This window comes from Arthrobacter sp. MOO21, from assembly GCF_057369995.2.
In genome coordinates this window covers 1823761-1839727 of sequence record NZ_CM170671.2, presented here as the reverse complement: position 1 = coordinate 1839727, position 15967 = coordinate 1823761, and the positions used below count along the sequence as shown (strand labels likewise).

The following is a 15967-nucleotide window of genomic DNA, read 5'->3' as shown; positions in this document are numbered from 1 at the left end:
GGGTGGATTCCGGTGGCGGCCGCGCTGACGTTCCTGCCCTAAATCTTACGGGGCGGGCGCCGGAAGCAGGGCCCCGCGTTCCCATGAATGGAATCGGCAGGCAACGCAGCCGAAACAGCACGCCACAATGCTTGAGTCATGAAGCCCCGTACACGGAACGCGCCCACGGCCGAACTGCGCTGCGAAGTCTGCGGGCTGATGCCCGAACCGCCCAGGACCCGGCAGACCATGGCCACCATCGCGGCGATGCTTCCCGTCGAACTGCTGGTCCACGCCTTGATAGTGGAGGCTCACCTTCCCTACGTGGCCAAGGTCCTGGTGTTGACGCTCACTGCGACGGTCCTGGCGATCTGGGTGGCGGAGCCGTCCGCCGCGCGCCTCCTGCGCGGCTGGCTGCATGCTCCGGCGCTCCGGCACAGGAAGCGGCTGGCGGCAGCACCGGCCCTGTGGCGGGCACGGGCAGTGCTCCGGGACCAGCCTGGCGCACTGCAGCGGATCACCCGGGCGCTGGCGCGTCTGGACACCAATATCCTCAGCATCCACGTCCACCCGGTGCCGGGCGGGGTCCTGGATGAGTTTGTCCTCTCAGCCCCGGGCCTGGTGGGAGAGCGTGAGCTGCTGGGTGCACTGCTCGACGGCGGCGGCCGCACCCCGCACGTTTGGCCCACCACGGCCTTGGCCATGGCCGACGGGCAGACCCGGGCGCTGAGCCTCGCGGCGCGGATCGCTGCCGCCCCGGACGAACTGCCCCTGGCGGTGGCCGAGCTGCTGCACGCAAGGATCGTGCCGCCGTCGGACGCGGGCAGCAAAGAGCCCGACGACGGGACGCGCCTTAAGATCCCCACCGCCTGGCACGGCCCCATCACCTTTTCCCGGCCGGGCGAACCGTTCACCCCGGCGGAGTCGGCCCGGGCCCACCGGCTTGCCGAGTTGGCTGAAACTATGTCTTATTGGCCGGCCGGGTCCCCAGCAGCACGTTGAGCCCCTATTCCACTAGGACAAGGGCGGTCAGGCCCACCGAGGGCGGAGGAGCCCCACCACCGGCTGCGTACCCTCGCGGTGCAGTCACAATCCGTTTCTTCGCAGACCCTGCGGCAAGTTGGGGCCAACCCCTTGACAGTGGCTTGGCTCACTTCTACCTTTGTTTTTGGGATCCCAAATTGGGATCCCAAAATTGAAGCCCCGCCGGATGCTCCGGAACATCCCTGACGGCAACTTTCCAGCCAAGGGCGGACCCGCCCCGCGCACTGCCTTCCACATTGCCATTCGCTACCATTCCCCGTAACTTCCCCGTGAAGGAGAAGCTGTGTCCATCCCAAACACTGAAACAACGGCCACGCCCGACGAAGCCACGCCAAGCCCCACCGGAACAACCGGAAAGGACGGCACGCAACGGCGCACCGCCGTCCGCTGGCGCCTGTTCCTGCTGCTGCTGGTCCTCGTGTCCGTCAACTACATCGACCGGGGATCCATCTCCGTCGCACTGCCCATCATCCAAAAGGAATTCAACCTCCCCCCCGAACTCGTGGGCCTGCTGCTGTCGGCCTTCTTCTGGACCTACGCGCTCATGCAGGTTCCCGTGGGCTGGCTGATCGACAGGTTCGGTCCGCGCAAGGTCATGACGGCCTCCTGCGTCGGCTGGGGGGCTGCCACTGCGGCGTCCGGCATGGCCGGCGGCTTCCTGAGCATGTTCATCGCCCGGCTCGGCATCGGCGTGACCGAGGCCGGCGTCATGCCGGCCGGCGGAAAGCTCAACGCCATCTGGATGCACAAGTCCGAACGCGGACGCGGCGCCACCATCCTGGATGCCGGCGCTCCCCTGGGTGCCGGACTTGGCGGCATCATCATCGCCGGACTCATCGCGGCCACCGGCAGCTGGCGCTGGTCCTTCGTCATCGCCGGTGCCGCCACCGTCCTCATGGGCATCGCCGTCTGGTGGTACGTCAGGGACAACCCCCGCGAGCACCGGGGCGTGAACGACGCCGAGGCCGCCTACATCGAGGCATCGCACGCCGCCGAGGACGCCGAGGCGGCCATGGACGGCAGCCAGGGTAAGCGCGGCCTGCTCCCCTACCTCAAGTTCCGCTCCTTCTGGGCCATGTGCCTGGGCTGGCTCGGGTTCAACGGCGTCTTTTACGGCCTGCTGACCTGGGGGCCGCTGTACCTGTCCCAGGCCAAGGGCTTCGACCTGAAGACGATTGGCTGGTCCACCCTGGTGATCTTCGGTGCCGGGTTCGTCGGCGAAATCCTTGGCGGCACCATCGCCGACAAGTGGCGCGCGTCCGGAGCCTCCGCCAACCTCGTGATGCGCACCCTCCTGGGCATCTCCAGCGCCGTGGTGATTGGCGGCCTGGTGGGCGTCACCGTGGTTCCTGACTCCACCACCGCCGTGGTCCTGCTCTCCGTGGTCCTGTTCTTCCTGCGCTGGGTAGGCCTGTTCTGGAGCATCCCCTCCATCCTGGGCGGCCGCACCAACGCCGGCGTCCTCGGCGGAGCCATGAACCTCAGCGGCAACATCTCCGGCTTCGTCACCCCCATCGTCGTCGGCCTGATTGTCGGGGCCACCGGTTCCTACACCTGGGCGCTGCTCTACTTCGTGGGTTCCGCGGTGATCATGGGCGTCTCAGTCCTGACCCTCAACTACAACAAGCGGCTTCCTGTCTAAGCTGACCCTCGCAGGGAAACTTGCAGACAACGCCCCCGCAGCCGGGGGCAGTGCCACACAAAATCCGAATGGAGCACCATGCTGACCGCAGAAGAGACCCAGGACAAGGACCGCCCCCTCCGCGAGACTGTCCGGGACACCCTCCGCACCCGGATTTTCGAAGGGCACTACGCTCCCGGCACGCGGCTGGTGGAACGCGACCTGGCAGCCGAATTCTCCGTATCGCGGCTGCCGGTCCGCGAGGCCCTGCGCATGCTCCGCCAGGAGGGTCTTATCAGCGACCGCGGCGCACGCGGGGCGGAAGTGAGCAGCCTCAGCCCCAAGGACGTGGAGGACCTCTTCGACGTCCGCCAATCCCTGGAGGTGCTGGCCTGCCGGCTCGCGGCCAAGCGGGCCACCGCCGACGACCTCGCCTACCTCAAGGGGCTGCTGGACGACGCAGAGGGCTTCCTCGCCAAGGGGGCGGTGATGGAGGCCCACCGCTCCAACAGCGAATTCCACGACGCCATCACCGGCATCGCCGACAACAACTTCCTCAAATCCGCCCTGGAGCCGCTGCAGGGCCGCATGCACTGGCTGTTCCGCCACGTCAGCGACCTGCCCGAACTCATCCGCGAACACCGCGAGCTCTACGCCGCCATCGCCAGCGGCGACCCGGACCGGGCGGCCGCCCAGTCCGCGTCCCACATCGGGAAGTACCGGGAACAGTTCCCCGAGGACTTCCAGAAGACCGAACCAGAATTCCACCGGAAGAGAAAATGAAACTCCTGGTCATCAACCCCAACATCAGCGACGATGTCACGGCCCTGATCGAAGCCGAAGCGCTCCGGTCCGCCGCCCCCGGCACGGAGCTGGTACTCCGGACCGCCGGCCACGGCGTCGAATACATCGAAACCCGCTTCGAATCCCTCATCGCCGCGGGGGCGGTGGCCGAGGTCATCGCCGAACACACCCGCCCCGGAGCGGCTCCCGTGGACGCCATCGTGGTGGCAGCCTTCGGCGATCCTGGCATGCCGGCCCTGAAGGAGCTCGCAGCGGTGCCCGTTATCGGCATCACCGAGGCCGCGCTGTGCGCAGCAGCGCTGCAGGGGCACCGCTTCTCCATCATTGCCATCTCCGACCGGATCAAACCCTGGTACCGCGAATGCGTGGAAGGATTCGGCCTGGCCGGCCGGCTCGCCTCCATCCGCTCCATCAACGAATCCCTCAACGGCATCGGCGCCGTCCAGCAGGACTTCAAGGAAACCCTCCTGGCACTCAGCCTGCAGGCCGTCACCGAGGACGGCGCCGACGTCGTCATCCTGGCAGGTGCCCCGCTCGCCGGACTGGCCCGGGACCTGCGCGGCCGGATCCCCGTCCCCGTGGTGGACGGAATCTCCGCGGGCGTCCGCATGGCGGAGGCAGTGGCCGGGCTGCAGTCCGGCCCCCACCGCGCCGGCGCTTTCGCCGCACCCCCCGCCAAGGACCGCAAGGGCCTGTCCGGCAACCTGGAGGCGGCATTGGCCGCCCGCCAGGAGAACGCCGCCCTGCCCCAGCCCTCCGCCTGATCCAGACTTCAACCATCCAAGGAGGACACCGATGTCCAACCAGCCAGAACTCGTCATTTCCAACGCCACGGTGGTCAACAGCTCCGGCCGCCAGGCAGCACACATCGTGGTGCAAAACGGGCGCATCGCCGCCCTCCTCGACGCCGCCCAACCGGCGCCTGCCGCGGACCGCACCATCGACGCGACCGGCAAGCTCGTCATTCCCGGCGGCGTGGACGGGCACTGCCACGTGGCCCAGGTGACCGGGCGCTTCCGCACCCTTGACGACTACCGGACCACATCCACCGCCGCGCTGTGGGGCGGCACCACCACCATCATCGACTTCGGCATCCCCCGGGATGCGCAGGAAACCCCCCTGGCCGCCGTCCTGCACAAGAAGGAACTGGCCACCGACTCCCGCTGCGACGTGGCCCTCCACGGGGCCGTGATCAGCTGGGACGAAACAGTCCCCTGGCAGCTTGAGCAGCTGGCCGCCGAGGGCGTGCGCTCGGTGAAGATGTACACCACCAACCGCGGGACCACCATGGCCGACGGGGACACGATCCTGAAAGTCATGCGGGAAATGGCCAGGCTGGACGGCCTCACCTACATCCACGCCGAACACGACCCCATCATCACGGACTGCACCGAGCAGCACGCGCAGGACGGCCGGATCGGCATCGAACACCTGCACCGGACCCGGCCCGAACTGGCCGAAGAAATCTCGGTCAAGGAAACCCTGGCCCTGGCCGAATACACGGGTGCACCCGTGTACTTCGTTCACCAGTCAACCCCCGGCGCGGTGGACCTGGTGTCCGAAGCCCGGACACGCGGCCTCGAAGCCTTCTCCGAAACCTGCCCGCACTATGTCACGCTGGACGACTCCGTCTACTCCTCGGCCTTCCCGGAATGGTTCGCCTGCTGCCCGCCCATGCGCAACCCCGAAACGGTGGCCGCCCTCAAGGAACGCCTGGCCGCCGGCGCCATCCACACCATCTCCTCCGACCATTCCTGCTACGACCTCTCCCAGAAGCGCGAACGCACCGACGACGTGCGCTTCATGCCCCACGGCCTGCCCGGCGTGGAAACCCGGATGCCCGTCACGTTCACGGCGATGACCGCCGCCGGCGCCACGGTGGAACAGTTCGTCAGCGCCTTCGCCGCCGAACCGGCCCGGATCAACGCCCTGCCCGGCAAGGGCGTGATCGCCGAAGGGTTCGACGCCGACCTGGTGGTTTTCGATCCCGCCGAGGAACGCACCGTGGACGGCAGCGCACTTCACATGGGAACGGACTTCTCACCCTTCGACGGCAAGGCACTCACCGGCTGGCCCGCCGTCGTGGTTTCCAATGGCCGGGTGGTCCTGGACGCAGACGGCTTCCACGACCCCGGAGCCGCAGGGCGGTTCGTGGCCCGCAACGGTTTCCGGCAGCACCAGTCCGCCGCCGCCGAAGCCGCCCACCTGCCCGCCGCCATCTCCTAGGAGCACCGCATGCCCGCAACCACACGCCCCTTCCGTATCGGCATGATCGTGCCGTCCTCCAACACCTGCCTAGAACCGCAGACCTACCGCATCCTCGGCGCACGCACCGACGTTACGGTGCACTTCACCCGGATCCCTGTCACCCGCATCGCCCTGGATGACTCCTCCGACCGGCAGTTCGATCCCGCCGTCATGCGCGAAGCGGCAAAGCTGCTGGCGACGGCGGACGTGGACGTGATTGCCTGGAACGGCACCTCGGGTTCCTGGCTGGGAGCCGCACACGACCACGAACTGGCCGCCGAAATCAGTGGCGCCACCGGCATCCCGGCCACCACCTCCACCCTGGCCTACCTTGAGGCCTTCCGGATCTTCGGCACCGAGCGGATCGGGCTGTTCACCCCCTACACGGAGGACGTGAACCGCCAGGTCATCGCTTCCTATGAGCGCGAAGGCATCAAGACCGTGGACCACCGGGCACTGGACCTGAGCGACAACGAGTCCTTCGCCCGGGTCACCGACGACGAGATGCGCCCCGGCTCCCTGGAACTCGCAGCCGCCTCACCCGATGCCCTGGTGTACCTCTGCACCAACCTCTACGGGGCCAACATCACGGCGGAGGTCGAGGAAAGCACTGGAGTGCCCGTTCTGGATTCGGTGGCAGTCACCCTCTGGCATGCGCTGAAGCTGGCCGGCGCGCCGCTGCTGGAACCGCGCTGGGGCAGGCTGCTGGGCTGAACAACGCTGCCCGGCGGACTACATCCGCAGCGTGAGGGCGCCGGGCTCCATGGTCATCCGGACGTGCTTGTTCTCGCCCTCGTGGTCGCCGTCCAGCTGGTAGTTGTCGTTGTGCTCCAGGGTGATCTCCACCGTCTTGCCCTGGAAGTACTCCACGGCGGTGTCCTTGGTCTTCCCCTTGCCGACGATGCCGGCCAGCACGGACAGCCAGCCCAGCTTGCCGTGGTGGGGGGCGAGGACGGCGATGTCCAGCAGGCCGTCGTCAATCTTGGCCTCCGGGAAGATTTCCAGGCCGCCCTGGACCTTGCCGCAGTTGCCCACCATCACGCTGCGGACTCCCCGGTGGACAACCCTCTTGCCGTCGATCAGCACGGTGGCCTTGACCGGTTTTCCGGGCAGGTTCCGGATCCCGGCATCGACGTAGGCCAGCCAGCCCACCTTGTGCTTCAGTTCCTGGTTCGTGTCCGCCATGATGGTGGCGTCGTAGCCCATTCCAGCCATCACCAGGAACACCTGGTCCTTGTCCGGGTCGCTCCGGCGGGCGCGGACCACGTCGATCTTCCGTTCCGTGCCCACCAGGGCTCCGGACAGGGCTCCGTCGAAGTCGGTCACGTCGATGCCCAGGTTGCGGGCCAGCAGGTTCCCCGTGCCCAGCGGCAGCAGTCCCATGGGAATATCCCCGCCGGCAAGGACTTCGGCGACACAGCGGACGGTGCCGTCGCCGCCGGCCGCGATGATGAGGTCCGCCCCCTGGGCCAGCGCCTCCTTGGCCTGCCCGACGCCGGGGTCCTCCTCCGTGGTCTCGAACCACAGGGTTTCGCCCCAGCCGTTTTCCTCACAGTGCTTGGCCATGAGTTCGCGCACGTCGATATCCACCGTCTTTGCGGGATTGATGACCACGGCGGCACGTTTGGGCGAAGGGGAACTGGTGTCAGTCATGGCGTCCTCTGATGGCGGATTGAAAGCAAGCTTCTGAAAGAAGGGTAACCCGCCGCGGGTGCGGTTCCGGACTACAAGGCCTTGACCGCACCCAGCACCTGGGCCAGGGAGTCCTTCGCGTCCCCGAACAGCAGCGAGGTCTGCGGTTCATACAGCAGGTCGTTCTCGATGCCGGCAAAACCCGGCCGCATGGAGCGTTTGAGGAACACCACCTGCCGTGCCTGCGCCACCTCCAGGATGGGCATCCCGTAAATGGGCGAGCCGGATGAGGTCTTGGCTGCCGGGTTCACCACATCATTGGCCCCCACCACCAGGACCACATCAGTCGTCTTGAACTCCGGGTTGATGTCGCCCATCTCCTTGAGCGATTCGTAGGGCACGTTCGCCTCCGCCAGGAGCACATTCATGTGCCCCGGCATACGTCCGGCCACCGGGTGGATGGCGAAGTCCACGTCGACTCCCCGCGCTGTAAGGGCCTGCGCCAACTCCGCCGCAGTGTGCTGCCCCTGGGCCACGGCCAGCCCGTAGCCGGGCACGATGATAACCCGCTGGGCGTATCCCAGCAGGACTGCCACGTCCTCAGGCGAGGACGAACGGACCGGGCGCTCGCTCACGGCCGTGGAGCCCGCCGTCGAACCTCCCCGGAAGGCGCCGAACAGGATGCCCGCCACGCTCCGCCCCATGGCCGCCGCCATGGCGCGGGTGAGGATGGTACCGGACGCGCCCACCAGGGTGCCGGCCACCACCAGCAGCACGTTGCCCAGCACCACGCCGGACGCCGCGACCGCCAGGCCCGTGAAGGCGTTCAGCAGCGAGATGACGATGGGTACGTCCGCGCCGCCCACCGGCAGCACCAGCAGGACGCCGGCCGCCAGCCCCAGGAGCAGCAGCAGGCCCGCGAGCACCGGCGAACCGGCCAGGACCACGGCCACACCGCAGGCCACCGCGGCGAGCAGCACCAGTGCCATCACCACCGGAAGTCCCGGGAACACCACGGGCCGGGTGGTCATCAGCTCCTGCAGTTTGGCGAACGTCACCGCGGAGCCTGCAAAGGACACCGCCCCCACGAGCAGCGTGAACACGATGGCCAGCCGGACCCAGGGATTGTCCGTGTGTCCCAGTTCCAGGAGGGCCACCAGGGCAGCGGCACCACCGCCGACGCCGTTGAACAGCGCCACCAACTGCGGCATCTGGGTCATTTTCACGCGCCTGGCCACGGGCGCCGCGACCGCGCTGCCCACCGCGATGGCGCCCAGGATCCACGGAATGTTGTCCATCCGGACGGACAGGAAGACGGTAATGACGGCGATCAGGGCACCGAGGGCGCCCACCAGGTTCCCCCGCCGGGCAGTGCGCGGGGAGCTGAGCCCGCGCAGCGCCAGGATGAAGCAGACCGCGGCCGCGAGGTACAGCAGGGAGGTCCAGACGGGGTCGAGGAGGCTCATTTGCCGCCTGCCTTCCGGGCGGCGGCCGCCTGGCCCGCGTCCTTCCTGGCATGGAACATGTGCAGCATCCGGTCCGTCACCACGAACCCGCCCACCAGGTTGGCGGTGGCGAGGACGACGGCGAGCAGCGCCACGGCCAGGACCAGCGGCTCCGCGGCCTGGCCGGCCACGATGATGGCGCCCACCAGGATGATGCCGTGGATGGCGTTGGCGCCGGACATCAGCGGCGTGTGCAGGGTGCTGGACACCTTGGACACCACCTCGAAGCCGACGAACACCGCCAGCACCGTCACCGTCAGCAGGGCAATGCCGTCCATCAGAGCGCTCCTTCCCGTGCCGTGGCCGCCGCCCGTTCAGCAAGCAGCGCGGCCGTGGGCTGGTGCCGCACTGCGCCGTCATGCGTCAGGCAGGCACCGGCCACCACTTCGTCGTCGAAATTCAGGGTGAGTGCGCTGTCGCGGACCAGCAGGGACAGCAGGTTGGCCACGTTCTTGGCGTAGAGCCGGGAGGCGTCCGACGCCATGGCCGAGGCCGGGTCCTTCAGGCCCACCAGGGTGACAGTCCCGGTGCCGTCGGCGGTGGGGATCGGGATGTCCTGGCCGGGCACCGATCCCTCCACGTTGCCGCCGGACTCCGCGGCGAGGTCGACGACGACCGATCCCGTACGCATGCCCTGCACCATCTCGCGGGTCACCAAAAGGGGTGCGGGGCGCCCGGGGACTGCCGCCGTCGTAATCAAAACGTCCGCCTGCGCCACGTGGGGTGCCAGCAGCTGCCGCTGGCGGGTCCCGGCGTCGGAACTCAGCTGCCGGGCGTAGCCGCCGGCGGCCTCCGCCGTCTCAAGGTCCAGCCGGATGAAGGTGCCGCCCATCGAGGCCACCTCATCCGCCGAGGCGGGCCGAATGTCGTTGGCGAAGACCCGCGCACCCAGCCGCTTGGCGGTGCCGATGGCCTGCAGCCCGGCCACGCCGGCCCCGAGGACCAGTACCCGTGCCGGCGGAACCGTGCCGGCCGCCGTCATGTAGAGCGGAAAGAACCGGGGCAGCCGGATGGCCGCTTCAAGGACACAGCGGTAGCCGGCCACCAGCGCCTGGGAGCTGAGTGCGTCCATGGACTGGGCGCGCGAGATGCGGGGCACGAGTTCCAGGGCGAAGGACGTGACGCCGGCGTCCGCGAGCGCCTGCACGGTGGGCAGTTCGGACGACGGCGACGCGAGGCCAACCGTCACGGCTCCCCGCGGGAGTGCCGCGGCCATGTTCGGGTCCAGGGGGCGGACATGGGCCAGGACGTCGATGGCCCGGGGGTCCAGTTGGGGGACGATGGCCGCGCCGGCCTGCCGGTAGTCCAGGTCGGGGTGCCCGGCGGCCTCCCCGGCGCCGGCCTCCACCAGCACCTCCAGGCCCATGCCCGCCAGCTGCTTCACCGTATCCGGGGTGGCGGCAACGCGCCGTTCGCCCTCCCGCCGTTCCCGCGGAATGCCCAGTTTCACCCGCCGACTCCCCTTCCTGACGAGCGCGGCGGCGGCTCTGCTGCACGCGCTGGCTTGAGTCTAGATCGCCGGGGACTGCTGCGGGAGTGGGGCGGCGGGCTTGGTGGCAAACAGTTATCTGCTGCCGCGGACCGGGCCGCCGTAATCGAGGGCGATCCGCCGCGCGGCCTCCAGCAGCCGGGGAAGGACCGATGCTTCGATGTCCTGGGCCGCGGCGCGGTGGGTCTGCAGGGAGACGTTGGCCGCGGCCACCACCTCGTTTCCCCGCCGCACGGGCACGGCCACGCCGCGCAGGCCTTCCTCGAGTTCCTGGGAAACCATGGACCAGCCCTTGATGCGGGCCGCTTCGACTTCGGTCCGCAGGTCCTCAACGCTGCCGATGGAGTGGTCGGTGAAGCGGTGCAGCTGGACCGTGCGGAGGTACTCCTCGAGCCGCGCCGGGGGCAGTCCGGCGAGGAGCACCCTGCCCATGGAGGTGGCCCAGGCCGGGAACCGCGTGCCCACGGTGATCGATACGCTCAGCAGCCGCGGCGACGGCACGCAGGCGACGTAGACCACGTCGGCGCCGTCGAGGATGCAGAGGGCAGTGGTTTCGTTCAGCTCCTCGGCCAGTTCCTTCAGGTGCGGCTCCGCCACTCCGGGCAAGGTGAGGCTGGCAAGGTAGGCGCGGCCGACGTCCAGCGACCGGGCGGTCAGTTCAAAGGCCTGGCCTTCGGCACGGAGGTAACCAAGATCCGCCAGGGTCAGCAGGAACCGGCGCGCAGAGGCACGGGTCATGTCGGTCCGGGCAGCGACCTGCGACACGGTAAGCCGCGGCTGGTCGGGGGTGAAGGCGAGCAGCACGTCGAAGGCCTTCTCAACCGACTTCACAAAGTAGGCTGCCTGCTCCTCCATGGGCACTGTGGTTCCTCTCCCGACGGTTTGGCGCACCCGTACAGGTCCGCCGGGCTCCAGCGCCTGTCCGATCATATCGCCGCCCGGAGCCGCTCCAGCGTCTGCTGCAGCAGCACCCGGGCCTGTCCGTCGAGCCCCAGGAGGGGCACCATGGCTACGGCCTGCTCACGGAGGTGGTCCCATCCGTCCACGGACCGGATGCCCAGCTCACGGGCCCGGGCAACGCTCGCCGTGGTGTGGCCCGCATAGACGAAGTCGTACAGGACGGCGTCTGGAGCAAGGGGCTTCCCGCCCCAGGCCGGCGCATCAGAGGCGTCCTTGCCGATGGGGGTGGCATTGACCACCAATGACACATCGCGGGCCAGGTCCTGCGCCTGCTGCCAGGTGACGTTGCGCGCGTCAACGCCGAGACTGCCGGCAAGAGCCAGCAACTCCTCCGCGGCGCGGGGATCGCGGTCCGTGATGGAGACGGTGCCAACGTTTCCACTGAGTGCCACCAGGACTGCCCTGGCAGCTCCCCCGGCCCCGAGCAGCAGGGCATGGCGCTGGAACTGCCGGCCCAGCAGCACACTCACCGCCGTGATGTCGGTGTTGTGGCCCACCAGCTCACCCGCCTGCCGGACCAGCAGGTTGCAGGCGCCACTTCGCCGGACGGCATCCGTTGCCCCATCCGCTGTTTCCGCCGCCCAGTGCTTGTGCGGCATGGTGACGTTGGCGGCGACGATCCCGGGATCCAGGAGCCTGCGGCGGACTCCTGCCAGGTCACCCCCTGGTGGAACGTCCCACGCTTCGTAGGTCCAGCCGCTGCCGAGTTTCTGCAGTACGGGGTTCCACAGGCCCGGGGACATCGCCTTGGAGGCGGCTGAGCCAACCAGGACCAGGCGGGAAGCTTCCGTGGAGGGTTCCATTGGTGCACCTTTCGCGGGACGGCATTGTGATTGGTGTCACCAGCTAGTATCCTCTTTTCAGACGCATTTCGCACACCCGTTCGGTATGCGTACAAATTAGGAAAAATATCCCCACCTTCAGCGTGGAAGGAACCCCACCATGACCAACATCGCAGCAGGAGCCCAGGCCCAGTCCACGCCTGAGGCACAGCGCCAGCTCAAGCGCGCCAAGAAAGCAGCGCTGGCCGCCTTCCTTGGCGGCGCCCTGGAGTATTACGACTTCTTCATTTACGCCACTGCCGCCTCCCTGGTCTTCTCGAAGATCTTCTTCCCGGGGGGCGACCCAACCGTGGCCCTGATCGCGTCCTTCGCCACGTTCGGCGTCGCGTACGTGGCCCGCCCGTTCGGCGCGGTGGTGTTCGGCCACCTCGGCGACAAGATCGGCCGCAAGAACACCCTGGTGCTCACCCTCGTCCTGATGGGCAGTGCCACGTTCCTCATCGGCGTCCTGCCCGACTTCAACACGGCCAGCTACTGGGCCCCCGCGCTGCTGGTGGTGCTTCGCCTGATGCAGGGCCTGTCGGCCGGGGCCGAGACAGCAGGCGCCTCGGCACTCTCCACCGAGGAAGCACCTGAAGGCCGCCGCGGGTTCTTCGCCAGCTTCGCAATGAGCGGCATCTCCGCCGGCATCGTCCTGGCTTCCTTGGCGTTCCTGCCCGTCGCTGCCATGAGCGAGGCCGACCGGCTCGCCTGGGGCTGGCGGATCCCGTTCTGGCTCTCCCTCGTCGTGCTCATCGTCGCGTACCTGGTGCGCCGTTCGCTGGAGGAGCCGGAAGTCTTCGAGGAGAAGCACGACCACGGCGAACTGGTGAAACTTCCCTTCGCCAAGATGTTCCAGACCCACCCGGCGCAGTTCTTCCAGGTGGCGCTGATGTCCTTCGAGACCGTCACCAACACGTTCATGCAGTCGTTCGGCCTCGCCTACGCTGTCTCAGTGGGCGTTCCCGCCTCCACCATGCTCTGGGTCAGCATCCTGGGCAACGTCCTGGCCATCGCCAGCCAGCCGCTCATGGCCAGGCTGTCCGATACCTTCGGCCGCCGGCCCATCTTCATCGGCGGCGTCCTGGGCTCCGGCGCCATGATCTTCGTGTACTTCTCGGTGATCTCCACGGGGAACATCCCGATGATCTTCCTGACCAGCACCCTGATCACCGCCGGAACCTACGCCATGTCCAACGCGATCTACCCGGCGTGGTTCTCCGAGCTCTTCAACGTCAAGGTGCGCTACTCCGGCATGGCGATCGGGCTCCAGATCGGCATCCTCTGCGCCGGATTCACTCCGCTGCTGGGCACCGCCCTGGTCGGCGCCGAGAAGGCAAACTGGGGCCCGGCCGCCTGGATCGTGGCCGCGTCGTCGATCCTAGCCGTGATCGGTGCGCTGTGGGCCCGCGAAACCGCCAAGACGCCGCTGCGCGAGTTGGGCAACCACGTGCGGTAGCAGCGCCGGTACGGGATAAGCCGGTACGGGATAAAAGGAAAGGAACGACGGCGGGAAGCACCCGCCGTCGTTCCTTTCCTTTTTTCGCCGTGCCCGGACGTACCGGGCTGCGCAGTGAAGTTCTGGCTCGCTGCGCGGGGACTGCCCCTGCGCAGTGAAGGCCGGGCAGGCTGCGCGACCCGGAACTCCTAGCCGCGGGCGGTGAGGTCCGCCGAGATGAGGGCCGCCGTCGCCTTGATCTCCTGCGCCACGGATGCCAGGTAGGCGTCCGGATCCGGCTTGGCCTCCACGGACTGGGCCTGCAGGGACACGTTCACCGCTGCCACCACCTTGGGTCCGTCGTACACGGGAGCGGCAACCGACATCAGGCCCAGTTCCAGTTCCTGGTCCAGCACGCACCACCCCTGTGCCCGTACGGTGTCCAGGACGGCCAGCAACTCCGGCACGCTTCCCAGGGCGCGGGGAGTGAGCGCCTTGATCTCCGCAGCCGCCAGGTACGCCTTGAGGTCCGCGGGCGGAAGTGCCGCGAGCAGCACCCGGCCCATCGACGTGGCGTAGGCCGGGAAGCGGGTGCCCACGGTGATGCCGATGGTCATGATCCGACGCGTGGTCACGCGGGCGATGTAGGCGATGTCCGTGCCGTCGAGGACGGCGGCGGACGTGGATTCGCCGAGCTTGAGGGACAGTTCCTCCAGGTGCGGCTGGGCCAGTTGGGGAAGTGACAGCCCCGAGAGGTAGGCGTAGCCCAATTGCAGTACCTTGGCGGTCAGCGCGAACGTCTTGCCGTCCGTCCGGACATAGCCCAGCTCCACCAGCGTGTGCAGGAACCGGCGGGCGGTGGCGCGCGTGAGTCCTGTGCGGGCGGCCACTTCGGACAGCGTCATGACCGGACGCTCGGCGTCGAAGGCCCGGATCACCGCCAGGCCCCGGGCGAGCGACTGGACGTACTGGTCGCTGGCCTGCGGGGCGGTCTGGGTATCGGTACCTGCGGCGTCGGTCATGGTTACCAATCCTAGGGCCCGGCGTCAGGCCGCCGCGGCGGCCTTGAGCGGGACGGGCACCAGTTCCTGGAGTTCCTCCAGGGTGCAGCCGAAGGTTTCGCGGACGGTGACGCCCTCGGGCCCGGTGAGGAAGACGCCTTTGTCGGTGTAGACGCGGGTGACGCAACCGACGCCGGTGACCGGGTAGGTGCAGGCCTCGACGATCTTGGACGCGCCTTCGCGGGTCAGGAGTGTCATCATGACGAAGACGTCCTTGGCGCCGGTGGCCAGGTCCATGGCACCGCCGACGGCGGGAATCGCCCCGGGTGCGCCGGTGTGCCAGTTGGCCAAGTCACCGTTGGCGGAGACCTGGAAGGCGCCCAGGACGCAGATGTCCAGGTGCCCGCCGCGCATGATCGCGAACGAGTCCGCGTGGTGGAAGTAAGACGCCCCGGGGAGCTCGGTCACGGGGATCTTGCCGGCGTTGATGAGGTCCTCGTCGATCTGGTCGCCCGTGGCTTCCGGACCCATGCCGAGCATGCCGTTCTCGGTGTGCAGGGTGATGTTCTGTTCCTCGGTCAGGTAATTGGACACCAGGGTGGGCTGCCCGATGCCGAGGTTCACGAACGAACCCGGCGCGATGTCCTTCGCTACCAGGCGGGCGAGGTCATCCCGGCCCAGCGGGGTCTCGGAGCTCTTGATGCTGGTTTCGGTGAGGCTCATCTCAGGCCACCTTCGGGTTGGTGTTTGCAGCGGGGCTGCCGCTGCCGGCAACTTTGACGATGGTGTTGACGTAGATTCCCGGAGTCACCACGTTCTCGGGGTCCAGCCCGCCGGTGGGGACGATCTCGGAGACCTGGGCGATGGTGTGCTTCGCGGCAGCGGCCATGATCGGGCCGAAGTTCCGGGCGGTCTTGCGGTACACCAGGTTGCCCTTGCCGTCCGCCTTCAGGGCCTTGATCAGGGCGACGTCGGCGTGGATGGGGGTCTCGAAGACCTGGCCGCGGCCGTCGATGATCCGGGTTTCCTTGCCCTCGGCGAGCATGGTGCCGTAGCCCGTGGGGGTGAAGAACCCGCCGATCCCGGCACCGGCCGCGCGGATCCGCTCGGCCAGGTTGCCCTGCGGAACGAGTTCGAGTTCAATTTCGCCGGCCTTGTACTTGGCGTCGAAGTGCCAGGAATCGGACTGCCGCGGGAAGGAGCAGATCATCTTCTTCACCCGGCCTTCCTTGATCAGCAGCGCCAGGCCCTGGTCGCCCTGGCCGGCGTTGTTGTTCACCACGGTCAGGTCCGTGGCGCCGCATTCGAGCAGCGCATCGATCAGTTCGAACGGCTGGCCGGCGTTGCCGAACCCGCCGATCATCACGGTGGCTCCGTCCTTGATTTCGGCCACGGCGGCCTGGACAGAATTTACAAAATTCAGCAT

The 15967-nt window shown here is 68.1% G+C and carries 16 protein-coding genes; 7 read left to right on the top strand and 9 right to left on the bottom strand.

Annotated elements, in window-relative coordinates; genetic code table 11:
* Window positions 1-138: 138 nt before the first annotated feature.
* From AC2JAJ_RS08500 to AC2JAJ_RS08475, 6 genes are all read left to right on the top strand, one after another.
* Window positions 139-981: an ACT domain-containing protein gene (locus AC2JAJ_RS08500; protein WP_486416185.1), complete on the top strand. Its 843-nt coding sequence runs from the start codon at window positions 139-141 to the stop codon at window positions 979-981.
* Between the two features lie 325 nt (window positions 982-1306).
* The gene (locus tag AC2JAJ_RS08495) at window positions 1307-2665 is read left to right on the top strand and encodes an MFS transporter (protein ID WP_473694095.1); all 1359 of its coding nucleotides are present in this window, start codon (window positions 1307-1309) and stop codon (window positions 2663-2665) included.
* 78 nt (window positions 2666-2743) lie between these two features.
* Window positions 2744-3427: a GntR family transcriptional regulator gene (locus AC2JAJ_RS08490; protein WP_221384335.1), complete on the top strand. Its 684-nt coding sequence runs from the start codon at window positions 2744-2746 to the stop codon at window positions 3425-3427.
* Window positions 3424-4212, top strand: coding sequence for an aspartate/glutamate racemase family protein (locus AC2JAJ_RS08485; protein WP_486416187.1), 789 nt, complete (start codon window positions 3424-3426; stop codon window positions 4210-4212). Before AC2JAJ_RS08490 ends, AC2JAJ_RS08485 begins: the two co-directional genes overlap by 4 nt.
* A gap of 31 nt (window positions 4213-4243) precedes the next feature.
* Window positions 4244-5674, top strand: coding sequence for an amidohydrolase family protein (locus tag AC2JAJ_RS08480; RefSeq protein WP_486416188.1), 1431 nt, complete (start codon window positions 4244-4246; stop codon window positions 5672-5674).
* Window positions 5675-5683: 9 nt separating this feature from the next.
* Window positions 5684-6409 (top strand): maleate cis-trans isomerase family protein, encoded by a 726-nt coding sequence (locus AC2JAJ_RS08475; RefSeq protein ID WP_486416189.1) that lies wholly within the window; start codon window positions 5684-5686, stop codon window positions 6407-6409.
* A gap of 18 nt (window positions 6410-6427) precedes the next feature.
* On the opposite strand, the gene AC2JAJ_RS08470 is transcribed toward AC2JAJ_RS08475, so the two are convergent.
* The 6 genes from AC2JAJ_RS08470 to AC2JAJ_RS08445 form a co-directional block, all read right to left on the bottom strand.
* Window positions 6428-7348: a diacylglycerol/lipid kinase family protein gene (locus AC2JAJ_RS08470; protein ID WP_486416190.1), complete on the bottom strand. Its 921-nt coding sequence runs from the start codon at window positions 7346-7348 to the stop codon at window positions 6428-6430.
* Between the two features lie 71 nt (window positions 7349-7419).
* The gene (locus tag AC2JAJ_RS08465; RefSeq protein WP_473694106.1) at window positions 7420-8793 is read right to left on the bottom strand and encodes an NAD(P)(+) transhydrogenase (Re/Si-specific) subunit beta; all 1374 of its coding nucleotides are present in this window, start codon (window positions 8791-8793) and stop codon (window positions 7420-7422) included.
* Entirely contained in the window at window positions 8790-9110 is a 321-nt protein-coding gene (locus AC2JAJ_RS08460) for an NAD(P) transhydrogenase subunit alpha part 2 (protein ID WP_486416191.1), read from the bottom strand. Before AC2JAJ_RS08460 ends, AC2JAJ_RS08465 begins: the two co-directional genes overlap by 4 nt.
* Entirely contained in the window at window positions 9110-10282 is a 1173-nt protein-coding gene (locus AC2JAJ_RS08455) for a Re/Si-specific NAD(P)(+) transhydrogenase subunit alpha (protein ID WP_486416192.1), read from the bottom strand. The genes AC2JAJ_RS08460 and AC2JAJ_RS08455 overlap by 1 nt, the downstream gene beginning before the upstream one ends.
* Window positions 10283-10396: 114 nt before the next feature.
* On the bottom strand, window positions 10397-11176 hold the full coding sequence (locus AC2JAJ_RS08450; protein WP_486416193.1) for an IclR family transcriptional regulator domain-containing protein: 780 nt from the start codon (window positions 11174-11176) through the stop codon (window positions 10397-10399).
* A gap of 71 nt (window positions 11177-11247) precedes the next feature.
* Complete coding sequence (locus tag AC2JAJ_RS08445) at window positions 11248-12084, bottom strand: shikimate dehydrogenase family protein (protein ID WP_486416194.1); 837 nt, start codon at window positions 12082-12084, stop codon at window positions 11248-11250.
* Window positions 12085-12223: 139 nt separating this feature from the next.
* Between AC2JAJ_RS08445 and AC2JAJ_RS08440 the strand changes: the two genes are divergently transcribed.
* Window positions 12224-13561, top strand: coding sequence for an MFS transporter (locus AC2JAJ_RS08440; RefSeq protein ID WP_486416195.1), 1338 nt, complete (start codon window positions 12224-12226; stop codon window positions 13559-13561).
* Between the two features lie 188 nt (window positions 13562-13749).
* On the opposite strand, the gene AC2JAJ_RS08435 is transcribed toward AC2JAJ_RS08440, so the two are convergent.
* Genes AC2JAJ_RS08435 through AC2JAJ_RS08425 form a run of 3 tightly spaced genes read right to left on the bottom strand, consistent with a single transcriptional unit; the run spans window position 13750 to window position 15967 of the window.
* Window positions 13750-14562: an IclR family transcriptional regulator domain-containing protein gene (locus AC2JAJ_RS08435; protein WP_486416196.1), complete on the bottom strand. Its 813-nt coding sequence runs from the start codon at window positions 14560-14562 to the stop codon at window positions 13750-13752.
* A gap of 24 nt (window positions 14563-14586) precedes the next feature.
* Window positions 14587-15264 carry a 3-oxoacid CoA-transferase subunit B gene (locus AC2JAJ_RS08430; protein ID WP_486416197.1) on the bottom strand — a complete coding sequence of 226 codons (678 nt, stop codon included), beginning with the start codon at window positions 15262-15264 and terminating at the stop codon, window positions 14587-14589.
* 1 nt (window position 15265) lies between these two features.
* Window positions 15266-15967 (bottom strand): 3-oxoacid CoA-transferase subunit A, encoded by a 702-nt coding sequence (locus AC2JAJ_RS08425; RefSeq protein ID WP_486416198.1) that lies wholly within the window; start codon window positions 15965-15967, stop codon window positions 15266-15268.